Source organism: Maribacter orientalis (assembly GCF_900109345.1).
Lineage (GTDB): Bacteria > Bacteroidota > Bacteroidia > Flavobacteriales > Flavobacteriaceae > Maribacter > Maribacter orientalis.
Genome location: NZ_FNZN01000003.1, coordinates 549,543 through 574,194 on the forward strand (window position 1 = coordinate 549,543; position 24,652 = coordinate 574,194).

Here is a 24,652-nt window from a genome sequence, read left to right on the forward strand (position 1 = left end):
TAGTACTTAGAGATTAGGTTCAACTTTCAATAAGTATTTTAAAAGTGCTGAGGTTTGTAAACTTCGGCACTTTTTTACTTTAAGTCAAATTAAATAATCGCTTACAACCAAAGCGTATCTTTGTGAATGATACATTTGCACTTGAATAAAATTTATCAATTTATTGCACTTAACTTTAAAGAACTGATTCGTTTTTTTGGAAGCACTAACTTCTCAAAATCACTGATTACTGTAATTGCGGTGGTTTTACCCATAGCACTTGGCGTGTGGTTAAAACATACTGAAATAGGTTTGGCAATTGGCTTTGGTGCATTTTGGAGTTCACCAAGTGATGTTCATGGTAGTCAAAAACATAAAATAGTAGGTATTCTTCTTTCGGCTGCTTTAGTTATGGTCGTCAGTTTTATTGGTGGCTATTTACATTATCAGCCTTGGCTTTCAATGATTATATTAGGAGTTACAAGTTTTGCCATAGCACTTATTTCTTCGTACGGTTTCAGAGCTTCTTTAATTGGTTTTTCTGGGTTGTTGGCATTGGTTTTGAGTTTTGCGCACACTCCAGATGAATTAGAAATATTTGAGTATTCTCTTTTGGTTGGTCTTGGCGGACTTTGGTATTTGGCATTGTCCATGTTTTGGTATTCAATCAACCCTAAAGGGCAAACCGAAGAAATTTTATATGAGACAATTGGGCGTACGGGTAAATTACTTGAAATACGAGGTAAATTAATAGACCGGAATAATAGTCGAAAAAAGCTGCAGGCGAGCTTATTTGTGTTGCAAAGCGAATTGACCGAACAACACGAGATGTTGCGTGAAATACTAATACGATCCCGTAAAAATTCAGGAAGGTCGGTTTATAATGGTAAAAGATTATTGGTTTTAGTTCAACTCATAGAAATGTTAGAAACTGCTGGTGCCAACCCTGTAGATTACCCCAAGATGGATAAGCAATTCGAGGGCTTTCCTGAATTTATACAGCTGTTTCAAAATCTGATTTTTAAAATGGCAAATCAATTACAGTTAATTTCTGTAATAGGAAATAAGCCAAAACAGATTCCAGAACACGATTCTTTATCGACTTGCTTTGATGAAATACGAACTAAGCTTTTAAACTTACGTAAGAGTGATAAAGCAAATGCTTACAAAGCTTTCATTATGTTTCAAAATTTATTGGAATATCAAGAAGAACAGTTCCAAAAACTAAAAAGAATTAAGTGGTTATTAAGTGATAATAAAGTAGCATCAGACGAATTTATCGATAAGAAGATATTAAAAAGGTTTTTAATTTCTCAAGATTATAGTCCACATATATTATTGCAAAATTTCACTATTAAGTCAACCATATTTAGACATTCATTACGACTAGCAATAACATTAATGATAGGTTTTGTTTTGGGTAATGTGTTTTCGTTTCAAAATCCGTATTGGATATTATTGACCATTATATTGATAATGAGACCAAATTATGGCCTAACAAAAACCCGTTCTAAAGATAGAACTATCGGTACTTTGATAGGAGGTGCAATAGCAGGTATAATAGTGTATTTAGTTCAAGATATGTATGTTTATGTTGGTTTGGCGTTAGTATCGCTTATAATAGCCTTATCTATGGTTCAAAAGAACTATAAAGCATCTGCAACCTTTATCACCTTGACAATTGTTTTTGTTTATGGGATTTTACAGCCAAATGTTTTCCTGGTTATTCAATATAGAATTCTCGATACCTTGGTTGGTGCCGGATTGTCCTATATCGGATTTCTATTTTTATGGCCTAGTTGGGGTTTTGAAGAAATAGAGAAAATTGTTGCCAAGAGTGTAGCCGCCAACCGAGGGTATCTTTTTCAAATTTCAGATTTTTATAATCGAAAAGGCGAAGTGTCAACAAGTTATAGACTGTCTCGTAAAAATGCCTTTGTTGAAACAGCGAACCTAAGTTCGGCATTTCAGCGAATGACAGAAGAACCGCATTCTAAACAGAGAAATTTAAATAAGATTTATGAGTTGGTAGAATTGAACCATTATTTTCTATCGTCCTTATCATCATTAAGTATGTATATACAACATCAAAACACGACCGATGCTTCAGATAAGTTTAATGCTGTTATTTCTAAGATAGATAACAATCTATCTAAAGTTTTGCAAACATTAGATAGTGATAAACCAAATAATGAAAAACGCTTTGTGCAAGATGTTTCTTCATTTGAAAATCAGCTACCGAAACTCGAACTAAATGGTGTGAATTTTAGTGAGCAAGAAAATACTGAAATGAAGCGTCACCATCAAGAAGAACAATTAGTGCGAGAGCAATTACGGTTATTATTCTCGTTGAGTTCAAATATGCTAAAACTTACTTCAAATTTAAAATAAAAGTATAGTTTTAAAGGTTTATGTATAAGTGAAATTATGTATTCCCGTGAAATGATTTACTACATATAACAAACTTATAATGCCCTTAGATTTAGCTAAAACCATCAATTGTCATTTATACTAATGCCAGTATTATTTTATGAACAATCTCAATAGCTTTTACTTCCCTATTATTATTATTATTATTGGTGTCGATTAAGTTAAAAAATCATTTAACTTCAAAAGACGGTATGGCCTTTCGCATTCATATTCTGCCATTTAAGTTTTTAAGAAAATTTCATCTTTATTGACATCTGTGCCGTCAAAAGCAAAAAGAGTTTTAACTAAAGCAAGTTCTTCTTTGGCTATATTTCCATTTTCGTCTTTTTTAAAAAGCTTAAAATAAGCAACTAAACCGACTATTCGTCCTGCTCCTTGTTTTATAAAATTGTCTATTCAGCTTTCATAACTGTCCTATCTCTATTGAAAGCTGAAGCTCATTAAGGACCATGTGGACCAGGATTTCGAGGGCTGTCTTTTAGCTTATTGTTTTGATTTTTAATTGCAGTAATCGAAATAATCATATTTTCGAATAATTCCCTTTCTGTTTTTTTGAAGGTTAGGTTTTTAGTTTCTTAGTATTTCCGTTACCTATAAAAAACATCATATTTGTATTTTTAATTAAATGTGCTAAGTACTTTAAGCTATTGCCTAAATATGTAATAAGTAACAATAGAACTAAATAAAAATCATAATTAATGTATAGCAATTTATGACGTATGTCATATTTAACTAAAATATTAAGGCCTAATTTCATTTTGTTAAAAAAATACTTAAGATGAAAAATATTCTCTATGCCACCGATTGTTCAAAGCATGACACTCAAACCCTTCAATATGCATTAATGTTGAGTGATATTCTAAAAGCAAATCTTACGGTACTACATATATTTAGTCTTCCCCCCATTTCGGTTAAGACCATACGCCCTAAGAAATATCTAAGTGAGCATGCGTACGATGAACAATTACTAGTATTAAAAGATTATTGCTCTAGCAACTTAAAAGATAATAAGACCGATGTAGTCATAAAATATGAAGTAAGAGAAGATGATTCGGTCACCAACGGAATTTTGTCTGAAACTGCGGCTTTGTCTCCAGATTTGCTAATTATTGGAATGAAAGATGAACATACAGCACGTGGGTCATTTACAGGTAGTATCGCAAAAGCACTTATTGAAAAAGTTGCTGCGCCACTTTTTATGGTACCTAGTACAAAATCGTTTCAAAAAATAAAGACATTGGTTTACGCTACTGACTTTGAAGAAGCCGATTTTTTAGCTATTAAAAAATTGATAAGTATAGCCAAGCCTTTTGATGCCATTATTAAGGTTGTACATATTACCAACAACGACGAATATGCGGTAAGCGATAAGATGGAATGGTTTAAAGAAATGTTATTTGAAAAAACAAGTTACAGAAACATGACTTTTGATGTAAGCATTAATGATAACACGTATGAAGGTTTACGGGTATATATTGATACCGTAAATGCTGATATGATTGCTTTATTGGAACGCGAACAAAATAGCTTTCTAAAAAAACTGTTCCATAAAGATTTGATTAAGAAAATGGAGTCTAAAATAACTATACCAATGCTAAGCCTTAATGCAAGCGCACTTTAAAATTATCTGAAAATAGTATAAAAAAGGCGAAGAGTGAAATTAGATTAATCAGATTATATTTATCTGAATGATTTATGGGGAATAAGTCATTTCCCTATCCAGACTTCTTTGGGGATAGTGGTCACTTTGAATATTCGCAAACTATAGAATTTAGTACCAAAATACGCTTTGAAAAAAGTACTATGTACCATTCATATTTATGATTTCAATTCTTTTACCATTCTAAACATTCCTTTCAATGCTTCTTTAAAAAATGGAATGTCTAAACTTGTTGTATCGTATAGTTGAAAACCAAGTTTTTTATAAAATGCAATGGCGTTTTCATTAGAGTCAATTACACATAAGAATAGATTTTTATAACCCCGTGCTATGGTACTTTTAATAATTTCATTTAATGCTAACTTTCCAATTCCCATACCTTTAAAATCTGGTAGAACATATATTTTTTCCACTTCTGCACTATTTGCAAAAGGTAAAGATGTTATTGAATAATTTTTGATTTTAATAAATCCGACCGCTTTTAAATTATGCTCAATGAAAAAGTATTCGGTGTTTTTATCCGCCAAATCTAGCGTTAGCCTTTTCGTACTAAATTCTTTATTCAAATACCATTCTAATCCATCATCATTCCAATGATTATGGAAATTTAGAGAATATGCATCGATACAGGTTTTCTTTAAAGCGATGATGTCTGTAATTGAAGCTTTTTTTAATTGCATTGAAAATTTTTAAAGGTAATTATCGTCCGTATTTTAATTAGTTGCTTTAGCATTTAATTGCACAGAATTAGCCGATATAAAGCCATTTTGATAGTTAGTTTTTATATTTTTTTCTCCGAATTTTTGAATTTTTTTCAACCATTTTTCTCGAAATTCACCTTTTGAAAGGCGTAATGGCCCAATGGATGTTATTTTAACTGATTTTACTCCAATAAAATTCATTGTTATTTTTTTCATTGCACTATGAGTCGGATTTCCATTTAATAATCTGTAAAACCAAGTTGGTAGATCCATTGTACAAATCAATCGAGCTGTTTTGCCAGTAAGATACTTATCCCGACAAACAGGATAAACCCAAACAATATGGTCAGCCCATTTCAGTTTTTCTTGAGCTTATTACAAGTCAGGTTCAAGTTCGGTTCGTTTTCTATATCTAAATTCTAGGTTCGGATTAAAACTCAATTCTCTACTTTTAATTTCCTTGTATTTCGGTACCTGATTTTTCAACACCTTTTTTATATGCTTCTGAAAGTCCGTGATTAAAACTTTCTTTATTAGGATGTCCGTTTATGATATGGATTTTCTTTTTACTCATATTTTTCTTGAATTGGCTTTGAAGGGTGAGCTATGAATAATGTAGGAGCAAATTTATATTTCTTAATACCACATACATAGTTGTATTTTTTCCCGCCCAAACACGCCTTTTGGTTATTGGGGTAGGTCTTTTTTTGTCATGCTTTAAAGTAAATCTCCATACCGATAGCTAAAGCGGTTGCCCCATTTTAAAAATACACAAACCTTAGGTTTAACTCAAAAGCTTGTATTGTTTATGGGTAGTATTGATTACTTGCTTTTTATAAAGTTCTTGGTCATTTCTCCGAGGTTTATTTTCTCGGCTTTTGTAAATTTTATTTCACGAACAAATTCCATTGTTTTCCATAAATTCGAATTTCCTTTAAGTCCATTTGTCGCTTTCATTCTCCTATTTAATCGGTTAATTTCTTTTTCAGTAGCTTTTCTTCGTTTGCCTAGTTTTACACAAGTTTAACTGTTGGCTTTTTCATTTTTTAAACTATAGTAAGATAAAATATCTTCCCCTTTTTCGTACTTACCTGTATACTTAAGTCCAAGTTTGAGTAATAGGTTAATTGACTTTTGATTATCAGATATGGTAATTGCAATAATGTTTTCATACTTGTTTAAATTTTTAATTTTTTCAAGATATGGTTTGCATGCCTCAATCGTATATCCTTTTTTTTCAAATTCAGGAAGTAACGCAAATCCAATGTCAGGGTACTTTTCATCTTCTCGTTTAAGAAATGTCACTATACCAATTGCCTTTCGAGATTCTTTTAATTCAAAAACATTATAAGAAAAATTCTTATTATCAAGTATCTTTTGAATGTATTTCTTAGCATCATTTTTATCAGATATATTTCTGTTACCGATAAATTTCAACCAACCTTCAGAATTTACCAAATCAAGAATAAACTCAGTATCCTTCAAATTTATTGGTCTTATTATTAATCTTTCTGTTTCTATGTTTATGTACACTTTAATTTGCGTTTTATTTAGATTGCAGGTAAACTTTTTGTGTATTTGCCGTTGCGTGTTTAAGTACCTAATTTAACAAATACAAACCGAATTGCATGCAGAAAGCTATCGGGACCGTGTCTGTCCTAAGCTCAATTTTTTCATTATCGAACGTCTTATTTAATTTTATTTTTTCACTTCTAAGAGAGGGCCCTAAAAGCTTTAGAACGTTAGTAACTACTGGAATCAATTTTATGGTCTTCATCTCTTGCGGCATTTCACAAGCGAAGAACATTAATTTATTTACAATTTCACGACTAAAAATAGCACTGTCCATTATTTTATCTAAATCTCGAACAACATCACTATCTGTGATTTTTTCAGTAAGTAATTCTGCAAAAACGAGAATATTGGCAAGTAGGGTATTTAATTCATGTGCAATACCAGCCGTAATTTTCCCAAGACTATGTAAACCGTCGGTTCGTTCCATCTGTCTTCTTGTGTTCGCTTCACTATCTCGAATTTGCTTACGCTCTATTAAGTTTCCGACAGCTAAGGCAACATTATTCAATAGGGTTTGCCCTTCATTTAGGAAATCTTTTTCTGAATATTTTTTAGAGGGATACCCAATTATTATTTTACCTTCGGTTTTGTTGAAAACTTTAATATTTAAAACTAAGGCAACCATATCAGAGACATATTCATCTGTCATTACTTCATATGCACCTACATTTAAATAAGCTTCTGCAGTATTTTCGAACTTCCATGCCCTTTTAAGGCATTATACTATGGCCTCTAATGAGGTCTGTAACTGGTCATAATCTGAATTAACTATAATAGAAGTAATTTCATAGAGGCAGGTAAACTCTTTTACACGCTCTTTTAATATTTCTTCAGTTGTTGTTATCCAAAAGACATTTGAAAGTTATTATATAAAGATCTGTAATAATTGTTAAGAATAGAAAACCTTCTAATAGAATTAATTTTTAAATGATTGTTAATGTATTGCTTTAGTGCCCTTTCTTTATTCGTAAAGTTGAGGTGTTTTTAGAAGAATAGAAGAAACACAAAAGCCTTCCTGTGTTATGGAAGGCTTTTAATAAAAAGTGACCGGGCTGGGGCTCGAACCCAGGACCCTCTCCTTAAAAGGGAGATGCTCTACCAACTGAGCTACCAGGTCAAAAAAGTAAAGAACTATTACGTTAGTAATTTTAAAAAAAAATCAGCTCACGAGTTAAAATAAAAAAGCCTCTTGTTTTTTCGAAGAGGCTTTTAATAAAAAGTGACCGGGCTGGGGCTCGAACCCAGGACCCTCTCCTTAAAAGGGAGATGCTCTACCAACTGAGCTACCAGGTCAAAAGCATTTTAAGAAGTAATATCCCTCAATGCGGGTGCAAATATAAGTCGATTACTTTATTATCCAAACCCTTTTTAAGATAAATTTCTTTTTTTTTGAATTCCTTTAATTTTAGTTCAATTTTGTACAAATGAAAGATGTGAAAATTGTATTACTGGGTTACATGGGAAGTGGTAAAACAACTATTGGTAAAATTATTGCTAACCATTTAAATATTAAATTTTTAGACTTAGACGATTATATAGAACAACAAGAAAATATGTCTGTTGGTTTGATTTTTGAGAAAAAGGGAGAGCTCTATTTTCGAAAAAAGGAACGAGAATATCTTTCGCAAATTTTTTTGACAGAAACCAATTTTGTCCTTTCGTTAGGCGGAGGAACTCCTTGTTTTGGAGATAATATGGAGCTGGTAAATGAAAAAACTGCTAATTCATTTTATTTAAACATAGGTATAAATGAACTTTCAGAACGTTTAAAGCTCGAAAAGAATCACAGACCTATAATTGCTCATGTTAAAGGTGATGAAATGCAAGAGTTTATTGGTAAACATTTGTTTGAAAGAAGCTTCTATTACAATAAAGCACATAAAATAGTAAAAGGGAATAATAATACACCCACTGAAATTGCAGAAATGATCATCAATGCATTAGTCTAAAAAGACTCTATCGTTTTTAGTTTCAAAACGAACGTTTACATGTTCTTGTAAAGAAGTAGACAAAGAAATACCTTTATAATCAGCCTTAACCGGATACTTTTTATGGTTACGATTAACCAGTACAGCAGTTTTAAGCTGCTTTAAAGGGGTTTTAAGAAAATGGTGAACACCATATATTAAGGTTGTACCTGAGTTAAGCACATCATCAACGATTACTACCGATTTATTTACAAACTCTTCTTCTGCCATAGATGTAGAAACACCACTTTTTAAAGGATTGGTTTTATCCATCGATAATTTACATAGTGTAATTTTTGCTTCCGTTATCTTTTTAAGCTTCGAAACAATTTTTTTTGCAAACTGCAATCCGCCACCATCTATACCTGCTATGATAATTTCGTTTTCATTAACATTCGCTTCGTAGATTTGATAGGCTATGCGTTCTATCTTATACTGAATCTGTAAGTGTGAAAGTATGGTATGTTCCATGAATTTTTCTTAAACGAATAAAGATAGTTATGTTTTCAAAAGTTTACCTTATTCCTCTTCTTTAATATTTTTATCTGATGATGTTGTTTCTGCGTCTTTATTTTCAGAAGGAGTTTCTAGATAGTCATCTATATCGCGCCTATCTTTTTTTGTAGGTCTGCCGATACCTTTTTTTCTATAGTAGTCTTTCGAATATTGCAAAAGCTCATTGTGCTCAAATGCTTCTTTTGGGGTCGTATCCTTTCGATAAATATCTACCAATTTGGCCCCAACACGATTAGCGGGTATATCAAGAACAGTAAATGTATAATCTATCTGGTTTTTGCGAATAATAACTTCATCCATAGGATAAACCTCTCTACTGGGCTTTGCAGTTTGTCCATTGATTTTGGCATGGCCTTTTTTACATGCCGTAGATGCAATGTTTCTAGTTTTAAAATAACGTGTGCTCCACAAGAATTTATCTATGCGCATTACGGGTACAATTCTTTGTTAACTTCCAAGCAAAAATAGGGGAAAATTGTATCTTGCGCGCTTAAAATAGATTTTTGATGAAATTGAAAAATGCCTATTTATTAATAGCCGGACTAATAATCATAAGTTCTTGTAAAAAGGATGATGATTCTCCAGGTGAAGTAATACCACCAAGAACATTAAGTGAAGTTGCCATTGAGGATGATGCAGAAATTGTTGAATTTCTACAAACACATTTTTATAATAAGGAAGAGTTTGATGCTGCAGTCGAAGGATTTGATTTTAAAATAAAATTCGATACAATCGCTGGTGCCAATAGCACGAAGCAATCTATTTATGATAGCCCATTTTTAATTACGGAAACAATTTCTGTTGAGTCATCAAGCTTTGGTAGAACTGACGGTGAAGTAATAGATCATAAATTATATACTTTGGTAGTTAGGCAAGGAGTTGAGGAAGGTAAGCCTACTATTGGTGATTTTTCAATATTGAGGTATGAAGGTTCTTTAATGGACGGTACATTATTCGATGCTTCTTCTTATCAACCTGTGCGTTTTAATCTTTCTTCGGTTGTTAGAGGATTTGGTAATGGGGTAGAAAATTTTCAAACAGGCTCAGGTCCTTTGGATAATGCAGATGGTACCGTAAGCTATGATGGTTATGGTATAGGTGCAATTTTTATTCCTTCTGGTCTAGGATATTTTGATGGTTCATCAAATTCATCTATTTCGGCATATTCCCCATTGATTTTTAAAATTGATGCTTTTGATTATGAGCCAGATTCTGATTTTGATGGCGATGGTATTCCATCAATTCAAGAAGATTTAAATGGAAATGGCAATCTAAATGATGATAATACCGATAGTGAATCAGAAGGAGTGAGGGTTTATTTGGCGAATTTTAATGATAGCGATGATGATAATGATGGAATTTTAACCATTGATGAAATTAAAATAGATGGAGTAATTAAAAAAGATGCAAACGGAATTATAATATTTCCTGATACAGATGGTGACGGTATACCTGATCATTTGGATAATGATCTAAAGTAATTATTGCTGGCCAGAACATAAAATATTAGAAAAACCTCCTAAGATTATTTCTTAGGAGGTTTTTTTAATTTAAGTAAATTCCATAGTCTAAAGCTTTACGGATAAACTTACAATAATTTGATCAGGCCTTGTATCAACTCGGTCACCGTTCAAATTAGCAATATTTGAATTAATTAAAGAAACTTCATTTTCAGAAAAACCTCTTTCGTACCGCACATCTATTCCAAGTTTACCCAAATTCACCCCTGCTCCAATATTTAAACCAACGGTAAAATCATTTTCAATGTTATCAATAGTTACGTCGTCAAATTTTGTATTCAGAATGTATTGAAAAGATGGACCTGCAAAAATATTCAAAGGGCCTATAATTTTCACCCCTAACAAAACAGGAAGGTCCAATTTACTAACCTTTAAATCTCCTTCATTATATCCTGATTTTATTGCAGTGTAAACCAATTCTGGCCGTAAATAAATATTATCTCCAATTTTCCCGAAAACTCCAATATGGTAGCCTACATTTTTATCTGGACTACTGTATGCATTTTCTGCAGAATTAAAGAAATCACCGTTACCTGCATAGTTTAATCCTCCTTTAATTCCAAAACCTGCGTCACTCTGAGCATTAGCGGACCAGCCCATTATAGCTAAAGCCGCAATTAAAATTGTTTTTTTCATATCTGTTTTATTTAAAGTAGAACATTCAGCAAATACAATACCAAAGGTTCTATTCCTTGTTATACCATCAAAACGTAGGGGTTGTACCTTTATTGTTTAGGTTTGTTTTTGGGTTAAACTTCATTTTATTGAGTTATTGTAAGGGGGGAATTAGGTTTAATAATTTCAGTAACATCTTTGGTTTTTATTAAGTTTTTACCACAAGCAGTTCATTATATTTGCAACTAGATTTAGAAAATTTGAAGTTTACATTACACACTACCGACGCACAATCAAAAGCTAGAGCAGGAACCGTGGTTACCGATCATGGAGTTATAGATACCCCGATTTTTATGCCCGTGGGCACTGTAGCATCTGTTAAAGGCGTGCATCAGAAAGAATTGAAAGAAGAAGTTAATCCAGATATTATTCTAGGGAACACCTACCATCTCTTTCTTCGGCCAAAAACCGAAATATTAAGAAAAGCAGGTGGACTCCATAAATTTATGGGTTGGGATAGAAATATTCTTACCGATAGTGGCGGTTACCAGGTGTATTCATTATCTGCAAATAGAAAGATAAAAGAGGAAGGGGTAAAATTTAAATCTCATATCGATGGGTCTACGCACTTATTTACACCAGAGAATGTAATGGAGATTCAGCGTATTATTGGTGCTGATATCATTATGGCTTTTGATGAATGTACACCTTACCCTTGTGATTACAATTATGCCAAAAGGTCGATGCACATGACACACAGGTGGTTGGATCGTTGTATAAACCATTTAGAAAAGACACCTTTTGAGTACGATTATGAGCAAACGTTCTTTCCAATTGTACAAGGGTCAACCTATAAAGATTTAAGAAGACAATCGGCAGAATACATTGCAAATGCAGGTGCAGAAGGTAATGCCATTGGCGGACTATCAGTTGGTGAGCCAGCAGAAGAAATGTATGGTATGACCGAAGTGGTCTGTGAAATTTTACCAGAAGACAAGCCAAGATATTTAATGGGTGTTGGTACACCAATTAATATTTTAGAGAATATTGCTTTGGGAATCGATATGTTCGATTGCGTAATGCCTACTAGAAATGCTAGAAACGGAATGTTGTTTACAGCTCATGGCACTATAAATATTAAGAACAAGAAGTGGGAAGATGATTTTTCTCAGTTAGATGAAATGGGAACTACTTTTGTAGACCGTGAATATTCTAAAGCTTATCTAAGACATTTGTTTGCTGCTAATGAATATTTGGGCAAACAAATAGCAACAATTCATAACTTAGGATTTTACATGTGGCTTGTTCGTGAAGCACGAAAGCATATTATAGCAGGAGATTTTAGGCAATGGAAAGATATCATGGTTAAACAAATGGATAAAAGGCTATAATGCTTTCGATAATAGATAAATATATATTAAAACGGTACCTAGCGACATTTTCGTTAATGCTTTTGCTATTCATTCCCATTGGTATTATGGTCAATTTGGCAGAGCAGATTGGAAAGATGATTGACAACGAGGCGCCGTTTAATGAAATAGTAATGTACTACGTGAATTTTACGATTTACATAGGCAATCTGTTATTTCCTATTTTTCTATTTTTATCTGTAATATTCTTCACCTCCAAATTAGCCAATAACACCGAGATCGTGGCTATTTTGAGTTCAGGTATTTCTTATGGTCGATTTTTGAGACCCTATGTTATAGGGGCTACTTTGATTGCTATTTTAATGTTTTTTATGACCATGTTTATTGTGCCCAATGCTAGTGTGGGTTTCAATGAATTCAAGTACAAATACTTAAAAAAGGGAAAACAAGATAGGGTCACCAATAATATTTTCAATCAGTTAAATGAAACCGATTTCATTTATGTAAGCAGTTTTGACCCGGCAAGACAATTGGGTCATAATTTCACATTTGAACGGTTTAATGAGAATAATGAATTGGACTTCAAAATCTCTGCAGCAAATATTCGTTGGGTTGAAAAGGATTCTAATTATAGATTGACGTCGTATAAGAAGCGAAAAATAATTGGCGATACTGCCATTATTGAAAGTAAAAGAAGATTAGATACTATTTTTGCCTTCGATATAGGTGATTTAACACCTGTTTCTTATGTAGCAGAGACTAAGAATCTTTTTGAATTGGACACTTTTATTAAAGACCAAAAAAGAAAAGGTGCTTCTAATATTAACAACTATATTTTAGTAAAATATAAGCGTTGGGCATTGCCATTAACTGCCTTTATTTTAACCATAATAGCAGTTTCTGTTTCTTCGGTAAAAAGAAGAGGAGGTATGGGAGCAAACTTAGCTTTTGGTATTTTAATTGCTTTTGTATTTATCTTTTTTGATAAGGTATTCGGTGTTTTGGCAGAGCAATCAGGCTTTTCTCCCTTGCTTGCTGTAGTTATCCCTAATGTTGTTTTTGGATGTTTAGCTTTTTATCTACTTCAAAATGCCAAAAGATAGAATACTCAATTTACTACACTTACATTTTATAGTATTTATTTGGGGCTTTACAGCTATTTTAGGAAAGTTGATAACTATAGATTCTTTACCCTTAGTTTGGATAAGAATGGGTTTAGCTACAATATTCATTTCTCTTTATATTTACTTTGCAAAATTCAGTTTAAAGGTTTCTAAAAAAACCTTTTTCTGGCTTTTGGGTGGTGGTATTGTAGTAGCATTACATTGGGTCACGTTTTTTTTGGCCATTAAGGTATCTACAGTTTCTGTGGCTTTGGCTATGATGTCTACGGGCGCATTTTTTACCGCATTGATGGAACCATTTTGGTATGGTCGTAAAGTAATAGGCTATGAAATTGTTTTCGGTTTATTGGTCGTTGCAGGTCTGTATCTAATTTTTAAAGTAGAAACCCAATACGTATTTGGTATGGGAATAGCATTAATATCTGCTTTCTTAGCTGCTGTATTTTCTTTGATTAATGGAAAATTAGTTCAAAACCATAAGCCATCAATTATTTCTTTTTACGAATTAGGTGTAGGAGTGATTTTTTTATCTATTATTTTAATCTTAAAAGGGGATTGGAATATGTCATTAGTTACATTACCTACTATGGATTGGGTTTATTTACTAATTTTGGCAATAGTTTGTACGGCCTACGCATTTATTGCTTCGGTAAAAATAATGCGTGTTTTAACTCCATATACCGTTATGCTTACGACAAATTTAGAGCCGGTATATGGTATTCTATTAGCGTGGTTCATATTCGGCTCGGAAGAAAAAATGAAACCTATGTTTTATGTAGGAGCCTTAATTATACTCACAACGGTCATTGCCAACGGTATTTTAAAACAAAGAGAGAATATTAAAAATAGGGTGCCTAAGATTTAGGTTTTAAAGTTTTATCTTTGACTTGACAACTAATGAAACTTTATTGAAATATGGAATATTTGGATTTTGAACTTCCTATTAAAGAATTGGAAGAGCAATTGGACAAGTGTATGGTAATTGGTGAGGAAAGTGATGTAGACGTTACCGAGACTTGTAAGCAGATTGAGAAAAAACTTACCGAAACTAGAAAGGAAATTTATAAAAACCTTACCGCTTGGCAAAGAGTTCAGCTTTCTAGACATCCGAATAGACCTTATACCTTAGATTATATAAAAGCTATATGTGGAGAAACATTCTTAGAATTACACGGAGACCGTAATGTCAAGGATGATAAAGCCATGATTGGTGGTTTGGGTAAAATTGGAGACCAGAGTTATATGTTCATTGGTCAACAAAAGGGATACAACACCAAGACAAGACAGTATAGAAATTTTGGTATGGCTAATCCAGAAGGGTATAGAAAGGCTTTGCGATTAATGAAATCTGCTGAAAAATTCCAAGTACCAGTGGTTTGTTTAATAGATACACCAGGTGCATACCCAGGTATTGAGGCTGAAGAACGTGGACAGGGTGAAGCTATTGCTCGTAATATCTTAGAAATGACTCGTCTTAAAGTTCCGATTATTGTAGTGATCATTGGAGAAGGTGCATCAGGTGGTGCATTGGGTATAGGTGTAGGTGATAAGGTGCTAATGTTAGAAAATACATGGTATTCTGTGATTTCTCCTGAATCTTGTTCGTCTATTTTATGGAGAAGTTGGGAGTATAAGGAAAAAGCTGCTGAGGCGCTTAAGTTAACAGCTACGGATATGAAGAAGCTAAAACTTATCGATGAAATCGTTCGTGAGCCTGCAGGTGGAGCTCATTCCAACCGTGAGAAGACTTTCGAAATAGTTAAAAATAAAATCACCTCTCATTTTGAGGATTTGCAAAAGTTATCACCAAAACAACTAGTAAATCAACGCATGGATAAGTATGCCCAAATGGGTGTATTCAACGGTTAATCTGCATTTTAGGCAATTTCAAAATATACCGAGGATTTTATTCCTCGGTTTTTTTATGTTATCAACAGAAATTTGTAATTTATTAACAAGAAATTTTAGTCAACTGTGAACATCGTAAACAATGTTTTTGTGGTTAACTAAAGGTTAATTGTATACTTTCGTACTATGGAGAACACGAAACCTTTTGTCGGTCGAAAGATTGATAAATCTACTATTATAAACCTTGAGAGAGGTAAAATACCCCCACAAGCAATTGATTTAGAGGAGGTTGTATTGGGTGCGATGATGATAGATAAGAAAGGTGTAGATGAAGTCATCGATATTTTGCATCCAGATGTTTTTTATAAGGATGCTCATAGGTTCATATATGAAGCGATTTTTATTCTTTTCGAAGAGTCGCAACCAGTAGATTTATTAACCGTTTCGTCACAATTAAAGAAAGCGGGTAAATTAGAGGTTTGTGGGGGTGATTTTTATCTAATAAAACTTACCCAAAAAGTAGCGTCATCTGCTCATATTGAGTTTCACGCACGTATTATTCTTCAAAAATATATTCAACGTAGTTTAATCAAAATTTCAGGGGAAATTATTGAGGATGCCTATGATGATGCAACCGATGTATTTGACTTGCTAGATGCCGCTGAAGCTAAATTATATGATGTAACTCAAGGAAACCTAAAACGTTCTGCAGAGACAGCTCAAGATTTGGTGATTCAGGCCAAAAAACGAATTGAAGAAATTGCCGGTAAAGAGGGTATGAGTGGTATTCCTTCGGGATTTGACAAGGTTGATAAACTTACCTCCGGTTGGCAACCTAGTGATTTAATAATTGTTGCAGCTCGTCCTGGTATGGGTAAAACAGCTTTAACCTTATCCATGGCCAGAAACATGGCTGTAAATTCTAATATTCCTGTGGCATTCTTCTCATTAGAGATGTCATCGGTTCAATTGATAACAAGATTAATTTCATCAGAAACCGGTTTGTCTTCTGAGAAATTAAGAACGGGTAAGCTAGAAAAACATGAATGGGAGCAATTGAACGTTAAAGTAAAATCTTTAGAGAAAGCACCGCTGTTTATTGATGATACGCCTTCACTTTCTATTTTCGATTTACGTGCAAAAGCAAGAAGACTTGCCTCACAACATGGTATTAAAATGATTATGATTGATTATTTGCAGTTGATGACAGCAGGGGGTAGTCAAAAAGGAGGGAATAGAGAACAGGAAATCTCAACTATTTCTAGGAACTTAAAAGCTTTGGCCAAGGAATTAAGCGTGCCAGTTATTGCCTTATCACAGTTATCTCGTGCCGTTGAAACCCGTGGAGGTAGTAAACGACCCATTTTATCGGATTTGAGGGAGTCTGGAGCGATTGAACAAGATGCGGATATTGTTTCATTTATATATAGACCTGAATATTATAAAATCGACGAGTGGGATGATGAGGAACATACGCCGACCCAAGGTCAGGCAGAATTTATTGTTGCGAAGCATAGAAATGGTGGTTTAGAGAATATACGATTGAAGTTTATCGGTAACCAAGGTAAGTTCGATAACTTGGACGATTTCGATTCTCCATTCGAATTCCAATCAAAAATGAACGCAAATGAAGAAAACCCGTTTGTAACGAAAAATCTACCGAGTGCAGATGACGCCTTTGGTAGTAGCATGAATAGCAGTCCAGATTTTGAAGAGGACAATGATGTTCCTTTTTAAATTATAAAATCGATATAAGTAAAAAAGTCTCCTTTATGGGAGACTTTTTTTGTTTATAAACTATCGATTTCTTCTGTTTATCGTTATTGTACTTTACAATAGCTTTAACGATTACTTAAATTATGCGCCAAAGATTTTACTTTATCTTTGAGTCTATGACTTGAATATAATATATGTCTAAAATTATAACTTCATTTTTATTTCTCTTTTGCTCAATTCAAATTTTTGCATCTTCTATTCTTATTCCGATGGATGCGGATACGCAAAAGAATCATTTGAAAGCATACGGAATGACCTATTGGGTTTTGGCTAAACAGCAAAAAGTACAGTGGCTTCTTAATTATCGTGGGGGCTCATTTTTACTTCCCGATGGAGAAAGTATTCGAAAAGAATGCCAGATAAGAGGGGTAAGTTTTGAAATATTATCGGATGCTCAGGCAAATTCAATTTTAGATGATATAAGTAGTCCGTCAAAAAATCAGGATGCTGTAATATTGGAAAAAGCACCAAGAATTGCTGTGTATTCTCCAAAAGACAAACAGCCTTGGGACGACGCCGTAACTATGGCATTAACCTATGCTGAAATTCCTTATACCACTATTTATGATGAGGAAGTTTTAGGTGATAAACTAGCGCTATATGATTGGTTGCACTTGCATCATGAAGATTTTACGGGTCAGTATGGTAAGTTTTATGGTGCATATAGAGCTACACCTTGGTATATTGAAGGAAAGAAAAATGCAGAGAAGCTGGCAAAGAAGCTAGGTTTTGATAAAGTATCCGAAGAAAAGAGAGCAGTAGCATTAAAAATCAGGAACTATGTTATTGGCGGTGGTTTTATGTTTGCCATGTGTTCTGCAACAGATAGTTTTGATATTGCCTTGGCTGCTGATGGTGTAGATATTGTAGAACCTATGTTTGATGGTGATGCGTCTGACCCTAATTATCAAGCAAGTTTAGATTTTGGAAAAACTTTTGCTTTCACTGATTTTGTTTTAGAAAGAAGTCCGTTAAAATATGAGTTTTCTTCTATTGATATGACCAATAAAAGAGGAAACGTTGCCAAAGAATCAGATTATTTTTCCCTTATGGATTTTTCTGCAAAATGGGACGCTGTGCCTACCATGTTGTGTCAAAACCATACTTCATTGGTAAAAGGCTTCATGGGGCAGACAACAGCGTTTACACGCTCTGAAATTAAGCCGACAGTCTTGATATTAGGTGAAAATAAAATCAACGAAGAAGCACGTTATATTCACGGTATTAAGGGAAAAGGATTCTTTACTTTTTACGGCGGGCATGATCCAGAAGATTATCAACATAGAGTGGGGGACCCTAAGACTGAACTTGAGTTGCATCCTAATTCGCCAGGGTATCGTTTAATTTTAAATAACGTATTGTTTCCGGCAGCGAGAAAAAAGAAACAGAAAACCTAGTAGTAATTAAAAGTTTGATTGCTCAATTTATAAGCCAATAATTTTTTTTTAAATCGTTACTTTCAATTAATATAGAAAATGTAATAAACGTTGAGGGCTAGTATAAGAACAATTATTTATTAAGTTTAAAAAGTTAAGTATCAAATTAATGCGTTCTAGGTATAAATGAAGTATTAAACATAAGACTTAATCAAAAAAATACCTATTGCTTAAATATGTAGTTATTTGATGAGTAATTTTAAAATATGCTCAACACCATTTTCATCGTTACTTAGCGTACTATATTTAGCTGCTTTTTTTACATTAGGATGAGCGTTTTCCATAGCAAAACCATAATCTGATAGGGCAAGCATTTCAAGGTCATTGTTATAATCGCCAAATACCATTACTTCATCAGATTTCAAATTATAGGTTTTCATAACTTTCTCTAAGGCATATCCTTTGTGTGCATTTCTATTGGAAATATCCAGCCAATTCTCACCTGAAACCTTTACCTTCAAATCACTTTCAAAGTGTTTTACAAATGGATAAATATGTTGCTCTGAACTTTCAAAATGATATATCGCAATTTTGATTAATTCAGATTCAAAAGAGGATAAATCATCTATAATTTCAAATTCTGTATAGTATTCAGCTAATTTGCTTATAAATTTATTAGACTTACCCGTTAAATAAGCTTTATGTTTTCCGCAAAGTACCGGATGAATATTTGGAATCTGATTTAACGCTTTTAGAATATCGTTTACGTGTTGTTGTTCAAGTGGTGTAGCTAGAAGTTCAGTATTTTGTTTCATAGCAAAACCACCATTTTCTGCAATTACTATAATATCATCTTTTATAGAATCTAATTTATCTATGATGCTATTGTATTGTCTGCCACTTGCAGCAACAAAAATAATACCTTGTGTCTTCAAGCTTTTAAAAAGGTCAAAGAAATGGTCACTCACTTGATGGTTGGAGTTTAGAAGTGTTCCATCCATATCTGTTACAACCATTTTTATCTTTGATAAATCCATAGAATTTTTATTTATCTGTAAAGATATTTCAATGATATTAAGTAAAGTAAGGATTGTTAAAGTTTTACCTTTATTTAATATATTTTAGGTTATGAAATTGTTTCAAAAAGAACTGACTTTAAAGCCCTATAGTAGAGGTTATCATATTATCACGGATTGTGTAATAGAAGCATTTCCACAACTAAAGGAAATACAACAGGGCTTTTTTCAGGTATTTATTAAGCATACATCAGCTAGTTTAACCATTAATGAAAATGCTGACCCTACAGTTCGCGATGATTTTGAGGCTCACATAAACATTATGGTTCCTGAAAATCAACCTTATTATAAACATGACTATGAAGGTGCTGACGATATGCCAGCGCACATTAAGGCTTCTTTAATGGGAGCGTCTGTACAAATACCAGTTACTAATGGTAAGTTGAATATGGGAATCTGGCAGGGAATATATCTATGTGAGCATAGAAATTATGCGTCAGGTAGAAATCTAGTGTTGACGTTGTGGGGAATTTGAATTTTTCTTAAATTCAATAAATGCGAAATACAAATGACAACTGAAGAAACTATATTGAATAAAATACTGATATTAATTACCAATCATTTTGCTACACCAGAATTGGCTTTCAATTTCTTTGACGAAGATAATGATCAGAAACTAACCAAAGGAGAAATTGTAAAGCTCCTGAAAGAAGCGGAGATAAGTGGTTTTATAAGGGGTATTGTATCTTCTAAGTTAATAGATGGCTATGATAAAAACACCGATGAATTAATTGATTGGGAAGAATTTAAACTGGCTATTGCTAAAATTAAAAAATCCGATTCTTAAGAATCGGATTTTTAAAAAGTGAGATTGTTGTTAATTTATTTTACCTGATCTACAACCGCCTTAAAGGCATCTGGATGGTTCATTGCTAAATCTGCAAGAACTTTTCTATTAAGTTCTATATTTTCAGCTTTTACTTTTCCCATAAATTGAGAGTAGGACATTCCGTGTTGTCTGGCACCTGCATTAATACGGGTAATCCATAATGAACGGAAAGTTCTTTTCTTGTTTCTACGGTCTCTGTAAGCATATAACATTGCTTTTTCAACCGCATTCTTGGCTACTGTCCAAACGTTTTTACGTCTTCCAAAGTAACCTTTGGCTTGCTTCATCACCTTTTTTCTTCTGGCTCTGGAAGCTACTGCATTTACTGATCTTGGCATTTTTCTCTAATTTTTTGTAGTAGGCGTCCTATTTATTTTAAGGAACTTTTTTGGCCTAACTCCATGGTTAATAATTTTACCTTGTTAAAGAGTAGGTTACTTTAAACGTAACTGCTCTTTAATACTGTTAACATCTGCTTGATGAACTAAACCATCATGTGTTAACTTAAGCTTACGCTTTTTTGACTTTTTAGTCAAGATGTGACTCTTAAAAGCGTGCTTTCTTTTAATTTTACCTGTACCTGTAAGCTTAAAACGCTTTTTGGCACTGGATTTTGTTTTCTGTTTAGGCATTTTCCTAATTTATTTAATTATCTCACTTTGCATGCTAAACGCTGCTTACAAATGTAAACAGCGTTTAGTATTTTATAAAAAGAACCGGTCGCTTAGCGAAGCCGAATCTTTATTTTCCTTTAGTTTTAGGCGCAATGAACATTGTCATCCGTTTTCCTTCTAACTTAGGCATTTGTTCTACTTTTCCCAGTTCTTCCAATTCTGAAGCTAATTTTAATAATAAAATTTCTCCTTGATCTTTGTAAACTATTGATCGTCCTTTAAAAAACACATATGCCTTTAATTTCGCTCCTTCTTGAAGAAATTTTTCAGCATGTTTCTTTTTAAATTCGTAATCATGGTCATCCGTTTGTGGACCGAACCTAATTTCTTTAACCACGACTTTGGAAGCTTTCGCTTTCATAGCCTTGTCCCTTTTCTTCTGCTCGTATAAAAACTTTTTATACTCCATTATTTTACAGACAGGAGGGTCTGCCTTTGGTGAAATCTCCACCAAATCCAAACCTAATTCTTCTGCTTTCTCAAGAGCCTGAGGAAAAGGATATACACCTACTTCTACATTGTCACCTACCAACCTAACATTTGGGGCCGTTATCTTTTCATTGATATTGTGGGGATTCTTATTTTCCCTTCTAGGTTGTGGTCTGAATCTTTTACGTATTGCTATGACTTAATATTTTATGTTAAACTTTATTCTTTGAACGACTTTAAGGTACTATTTATTTCTTTGTTAACCAAGTCTGTAAACATTGTAACGCTGATAGCTCCTAAATCTTCACCTCCATGTTTACGCACAGAAATGGTGTTAGCAACTACATCGCTTTCCCCTACGATTAGCATGAACGGTATTTTGCTCATTTCTGCTTCACGTATTTTTTTACCTATAGTCTCGCTTCTACTATCGATAAGGGCGCGAATTTCGTTATTTTCTAGGGATTTTAAAACTTTTTCAGCATATTTTTCATGTTTCTCACTAACAGGAAGAATTATTGCTTGCTCTGGGGTTAACCACAATGGGAAATTACCTCCTGTATGTTCCAATAATAGGGCTATAAATCGCTCCATGCTTCCGAAAGGAGCACGGTGTATCATTACAGGTCTATGTAGTTCATTATCACTGCCTTTATAGGTTAAGTCAAAGCGCTCAGGTAGATTATAATCTACTTGTATAGTTCCTAGTTGCCACTGTCTTCCAAGGGCATCCTTAACCATGAAATCTAACTTAGGGCCATAAAATGCCGCTTCGCCACTTTCTATAACATAATCTAAGCCTTTTTCCTCGGCAGCATTAATAATAGCTTGCTCAGCTTTTTCCCAATTCTCTACACTACCAATATATTTATCAGGATTCTCTAAATCACGAACAGAAACTTGTGCTGTGAAATTATCGAAACCTAATGAACTTAATACATATAATGATAGGTCAATTACGTTTTTAAACTCTTCGTCAAGTTGATCCTGAGTACAAAAAATATGTGCGTCATCTTGAGTAAAACCTCGTACTCTAGTCAGTCCATGAAGTTCACCACTTTGCTCATATCTATATACAGTACCAAACTCAGCAAAACGTTTGGGTAATTCACGATAGCTAAAAGGTCTTGCGTTATATATTTCGCAATGGTGTGGGCAGTTCATGGGCTTCAATAAAAACTCTTCACCCTCTTTTGGTGTATGAATAGGTTGAAAGCTGTCTGCACCATATTTTTCGTAATGTCCCGAGGTAACATATAGTTCCTTCTGGCCAATATGAGGTGTTATCACCATTTCATAACCAGCTTTTTTTTGTGCTTTTTTAAGAAATTGTTCTAAACGTTCTCTTAGCGCTGCCCCTTTAGGTAGCCAAAGTGGTAAGCCTTGGCCTACCTTTTGAGAAAATGTGAAAAGCTCTAATTCTTTTCCCAACTTTCTATGGTCACGTTTTTTTGCCTCTTCCAAAAGTTCGAGGTATTCAGTTAACTCTTTCTGCTTTGGAAATGAAATACCGTAAACACGTGTTAATTGTGCGTTGTTTTCATTTCCCCGCCAGTAGGCGCCGGCAACACTTAAAATTTTAATAGCCTTCACAATACCAGTATTGGGTATATGCCCACCACGACAAAGATCTGTAAATGTATCATGGTCGCAAAATGTTATCGTACCATCTTCAAGGTTTTCTATTAACTCAACCTTATATTCATTGTCTTGATCTTTATAAAATTTTAGGGCATCTGCTTTAGAAACATCTCTCAGCTTATAATCATGTTTACCTCTGGCTATTTCTAAAGCCCTCTTTTCTATAGCTGGAAAATCTTTATCAGAAATAGAACCGTCTAGTAGTTCAATATCATAATAGAACCCATTATCAATTGCAGGACCTATGGTTAATTTTACACCAGGATAAAGTTCCTCTAAGGCTTGAGCTACAATATGCGAAGTAGAATGCCAAAAGGCTGTTTTTCCTTCCTTGTCATTCCATGTGTAAAGAATTAAACTTCCATCAGTTTCTAAAGGGGTGACCGTTTCAACGGTTGTTTTGTTGAATTTTGCTGATATAACATTTCGGGCCAAACCTTCACTAATGCTTTTTGCAACCATTATAGGTGTTGTCCCTTTCTCAAATTCTTTAATCGAGCCATCAGGCAATGTAATCTTGATCATAATACTGTACATCTTATCGGGAGCCAAAGATACTACGTTGTATTCATGTCCACAATAGTATAGTGTTATGTTTTGGTGATAGTATTGATGAATTGATAAACAGAACTGAGTTCATATATTTTGGTTTTTGAATTCTAAAAGAATAGTCATAGTAAGTGAATTTTTGAATTAGGGTTTTTATACATATAATAGTTGTGAAAATGAATGTGGATTTTGTTCGGTATTTACTTTTACTATAGTGTAGTAATATTTGATGGTATTTGTTGTTTTTTTTGTTATTGATTTTCTAGGTATGCTTATGAATGCGAAGGATTATATGAGCTATGATCCTTTTTAGTTGAACATGGTTGCGTGGAAATGAGATATGGTATTTGGAATTATGTATTGTGGTTTAGTCTGGAATTTCTTTTCTTAAACGGTTAGTGGTATTGGTAAATACCTGATAACATGCTATTTATTGTTGTTTCAATGTTTTTACCGGATGTATGTTATTGATTATCAACAACATGAGTATTCATTGTATTTTTATTGATTATTTTTTCCGTGTAATCGGCGTTAAATCAGGGTTGTATGCTGATGTACGGTAAGTATCGTATTTTTTTTATTGAAAGTGTTTGTGGATTTGGAAAATGGGTGTACATTTGCACCCCGCTAGCGAGGAAGATGTTATTGGAATCGTGGGTTTGGGCAAGTTCATATAGATGTTGGTTTACCGGGCGATAAAAAAAGAATTTATTTTTTTCTCAAAGTAGTTGCCGGGTTAAAAAACAGTTGTATATTTGCAGCCGCTTAGGGAAAGACCTAGGGGGAACGAAGGGGCGAAGGTCGCAGGACATAGGTCCTTTGTTGGAAGTTCATTGAAATATTGTGGAGATAAGAATCGAGAATGGGTGAGGACCTGTTCGAGAGGAACAAGAATTAAGGAAACATAGAATTTACTGTGTGACCGGATTAGTTTTCGGTTACATATATAAGGAATTGAATCGAGAGTCGGGGCCGGGAGAAATCAAGACTTCGTTGG

Annotated in this window: 26 protein-coding genes and 2 tRNA genes; 12 read left to right on the top strand and 16 right to left on the bottom strand. The window is 33.6% G+C overall.

Annotation, left to right across the window (positions count from 1 at the left end; all coding sequences use genetic code 11):
- Positions 1–126: 126 nt before the first annotated feature.
- Both BMY56_RS09560 and BMY56_RS09570 read left to right on the top strand, forming a co-directional pair.
- A complete protein-coding gene (locus tag BMY56_RS09560; protein ID WP_245737194.1) occupies positions 127–2,370 on the top strand; it encodes an FUSC family protein in 2,244 nt (747 codons plus the stop codon).
- Between the two features lie 817 nt (positions 2,371–3,187).
- A complete protein-coding gene (locus BMY56_RS09570) occupies positions 3,188–4,030 on the top strand; it encodes a universal stress protein (RefSeq protein WP_091623145.1) in 843 nt (280 codons plus the stop codon).
- Positions 4,031–4,227: 197 nt separating this feature from the next.
- Here the strand turns inward: BMY56_RS09570 and BMY56_RS09575 are convergent, their stop codons facing one another.
- The 8 genes from BMY56_RS09575 to BMY56_RS09600 all read right to left on the bottom strand — a co-directional run bounded on the left by BMY56_RS09575 (position 4,228) and on the right by BMY56_RS09600 (position 7,638).
- Complete coding sequence (locus BMY56_RS09575) at positions 4,228–4,749, bottom strand: GNAT family N-acetyltransferase (RefSeq protein WP_091623147.1); 522 nt, start codon at positions 4,747–4,749, stop codon at positions 4,228–4,230.
- 33 nt (positions 4,750–4,782) lie between these two features.
- On the bottom strand, positions 4,783–5,043 hold the full coding sequence (locus tag BMY56_RS19050; RefSeq protein ID WP_317040610.1) for a hypothetical protein: 261 nt from the start codon (positions 5,041–5,043) through the stop codon (positions 4,783–4,785).
- A gap of 178 nt (positions 5,044–5,221) precedes the next feature.
- Positions 5,222–5,344 (bottom strand): hypothetical protein, encoded by a 123-nt coding sequence (locus BMY56_RS19055; protein WP_317040611.1) that lies wholly within the window; start codon positions 5,342–5,344, stop codon positions 5,222–5,224.
- 248 nt (positions 5,345–5,592) lie between these two features.
- Complete coding sequence (locus tag BMY56_RS18985) at positions 5,593–5,727, bottom strand: hypothetical protein (RefSeq protein ID WP_262493781.1); 135 nt, start codon at positions 5,725–5,727, stop codon at positions 5,593–5,595.
- 66 nt (positions 5,728–5,793) lie between these two features.
- Positions 5,794–6,303 carry a GNAT family N-acetyltransferase gene (locus tag BMY56_RS09585; RefSeq protein ID WP_177170947.1) on the bottom strand — a complete coding sequence of 170 codons (510 nt, stop codon included), beginning with the start codon at positions 6,301–6,303 and terminating at the stop codon, positions 5,794–5,796.
- Between the two features lie 67 nt (positions 6,304–6,370).
- Positions 6,371–6,994, bottom strand: a complete 624-nt coding sequence (locus tag BMY56_RS09590) for a histidine kinase dimerization/phospho-acceptor domain-containing protein (protein ID WP_091623153.1) — start codon at positions 6,992–6,994, stop codon at positions 6,371–6,373.
- Positions 6,995–7,389: 395 nt separating this feature from the next.
- A tRNA-Lys gene (locus tag BMY56_RS09595) sits at positions 7,390–7,462 on the bottom strand.
- 103 nt (positions 7,463–7,565) lie between these two features.
- Positions 7,566–7,638: transfer RNA gene (locus BMY56_RS09600), tRNA-Lys, on the bottom strand.
- Between the two features lie 131 nt (positions 7,639–7,769).
- On the opposite strand from BMY56_RS09600, the gene BMY56_RS09605 reads away from it, so the two are divergent.
- A complete protein-coding gene (locus BMY56_RS09605; protein ID WP_317040612.1) occupies positions 7,770–8,294 on the top strand; it encodes a shikimate kinase in 525 nt (174 codons plus the stop codon).
- On the opposite strand, the gene BMY56_RS09610 is transcribed toward BMY56_RS09605, so the two are convergent.
- A complete protein-coding gene (locus BMY56_RS09610; protein ID WP_091623156.1) occupies positions 8,286–8,783 on the bottom strand; it encodes a phosphoribosyltransferase family protein in 498 nt (165 codons plus the stop codon). The two genes, BMY56_RS09605 and BMY56_RS09610, sit on opposite strands and share 9 nt — an antisense overlap.
- A 48-nt stretch (positions 8,784–8,831) precedes the next feature.
- Positions 8,832–9,257: an RNA-binding S4 domain-containing protein gene (locus BMY56_RS09615; RefSeq protein WP_091623159.1), complete on the bottom strand. Its 426-nt coding sequence runs from the start codon at positions 9,255–9,257 to the stop codon at positions 8,832–8,834.
- 77 nt (positions 9,258–9,334) lie between these two features.
- Between BMY56_RS09615 and BMY56_RS09620 the strand changes: the two genes are divergently transcribed.
- Positions 9,335–10,309, top strand: coding sequence for an FKBP-type peptidyl-prolyl cis-trans isomerase (locus BMY56_RS09620; protein ID WP_091623161.1), 975 nt, complete (start codon positions 9,335–9,337; stop codon positions 10,307–10,309).
- 87 nt (positions 10,310–10,396) lie between these two features.
- Here the strand turns inward: BMY56_RS09620 and BMY56_RS09625 are convergent, their stop codons facing one another.
- Positions 10,397–10,984, bottom strand: a complete 588-nt coding sequence (locus tag BMY56_RS09625; protein ID WP_091623164.1) for a porin family protein — start codon at positions 10,982–10,984, stop codon at positions 10,397–10,399.
- 239 nt (positions 10,985–11,223) lie between these two features.
- Between BMY56_RS09625 and tgt the strand changes: the two genes are divergently transcribed.
- From tgt to BMY56_RS09655, 6 genes are all read left to right on the top strand, one after another.
- Positions 11,224–12,354 (top strand): tRNA guanosine(34) transglycosylase Tgt, encoded by a 1,131-nt coding sequence (tgt, locus tag BMY56_RS09630; RefSeq protein WP_091623292.1) that lies wholly within the window; start codon positions 11,224–11,226, stop codon positions 12,352–12,354.
- Positions 12,354–13,436 carry an LptF/LptG family permease gene (locus tag BMY56_RS09635; RefSeq protein ID WP_091623166.1) on the top strand — a complete coding sequence of 361 codons (1,083 nt, stop codon included), beginning with the start codon at positions 12,354–12,356 and terminating at the stop codon, positions 13,434–13,436. The genes tgt and BMY56_RS09635 overlap by 1 nt, the downstream gene beginning before the upstream one ends.
- Positions 13,423–14,322: a DMT family transporter gene (locus tag BMY56_RS09640; protein ID WP_091623169.1), complete on the top strand. Its 900-nt coding sequence runs from the start codon at positions 13,423–13,425 to the stop codon at positions 14,320–14,322. Before BMY56_RS09635 ends, BMY56_RS09640 begins: the two co-directional genes overlap by 14 nt.
- Positions 14,323–14,372: 50 nt before the next feature.
- A complete protein-coding gene (locus tag BMY56_RS09645; protein ID WP_091623172.1) occupies positions 14,373–15,326 on the top strand; it encodes an acetyl-CoA carboxylase carboxyltransferase subunit alpha in 954 nt (317 codons plus the stop codon).
- Between the two features lie 165 nt (positions 15,327–15,491).
- The gene (dnaB, locus tag BMY56_RS09650) at positions 15,492–17,042 is read left to right on the top strand and encodes a replicative DNA helicase (protein ID WP_091623174.1); all 1,551 of its coding nucleotides are present in this window, start codon (positions 15,492–15,494) and stop codon (positions 17,040–17,042) included.
- 173 nt (positions 17,043–17,215) lie between these two features.
- Positions 17,216–18,478, top strand: coding sequence for an asparagine synthetase B (locus BMY56_RS09655; protein WP_091623177.1), 1,263 nt, complete (start codon positions 17,216–17,218; stop codon positions 18,476–18,478).
- Positions 18,479–18,699: 221 nt separating this feature from the next.
- Here the strand turns inward: BMY56_RS09655 and BMY56_RS09660 are convergent, their stop codons facing one another.
- Positions 18,700–19,494 (bottom strand): HAD family hydrolase, encoded by a 795-nt coding sequence (locus BMY56_RS09660; RefSeq protein ID WP_091623180.1) that lies wholly within the window; start codon positions 19,492–19,494, stop codon positions 18,700–18,702.
- A gap of 91 nt (positions 19,495–19,585) precedes the next feature.
- Between BMY56_RS09660 and BMY56_RS09665 the strand changes: the two genes are divergently transcribed.
- Together BMY56_RS09665 and BMY56_RS09670 are read left to right on the top strand one after the other, a co-directional pair.
- Positions 19,586–20,008, top strand: coding sequence for a secondary thiamine-phosphate synthase enzyme YjbQ (locus BMY56_RS09665; protein WP_091623182.1), 423 nt, complete (start codon positions 19,586–19,588; stop codon positions 20,006–20,008).
- A gap of 33 nt (positions 20,009–20,041) precedes the next feature.
- Positions 20,042–20,320, top strand: a complete 279-nt coding sequence (locus BMY56_RS09670; protein ID WP_091623185.1) for an EF-hand domain-containing protein — start codon at positions 20,042–20,044, stop codon at positions 20,318–20,320.
- Positions 20,321–20,355: 35 nt separating this feature from the next.
- On the opposite strand, the gene rplT is transcribed toward BMY56_RS09670, so the two are convergent.
- The 4 genes from rplT to thrS form a co-directional block, all read right to left on the bottom strand.
- On the bottom strand, positions 20,356–20,700 hold the full coding sequence (gene rplT, locus BMY56_RS09675; RefSeq protein WP_091623188.1) for a 50S ribosomal protein L20: 345 nt from the start codon (positions 20,698–20,700) through the stop codon (positions 20,356–20,358).
- 96 nt (positions 20,701–20,796) lie between these two features.
- On the bottom strand, positions 20,797–20,994 hold the full coding sequence (gene rpmI / locus BMY56_RS09680) for a 50S ribosomal protein L35 (RefSeq protein WP_027064530.1): 198 nt from the start codon (positions 20,992–20,994) through the stop codon (positions 20,797–20,799).
- 109 nt (positions 20,995–21,103) lie between these two features.
- Entirely contained in the window at positions 21,104–21,661 is a 558-nt protein-coding gene (gene infC / locus BMY56_RS09685; protein ID WP_091623190.1) for a translation initiation factor IF-3, read from the bottom strand.
- Between the two features lie 23 nt (positions 21,662–21,684).
- The gene (gene thrS / locus BMY56_RS09690; protein ID WP_091623193.1) at positions 21,685–23,631 is read right to left on the bottom strand and encodes a threonine--tRNA ligase; all 1,947 of its coding nucleotides are present in this window, start codon (positions 23,629–23,631) and stop codon (positions 21,685–21,687) included.
- Positions 23,632–24,652 lie beyond the last annotated feature (1,021 nt).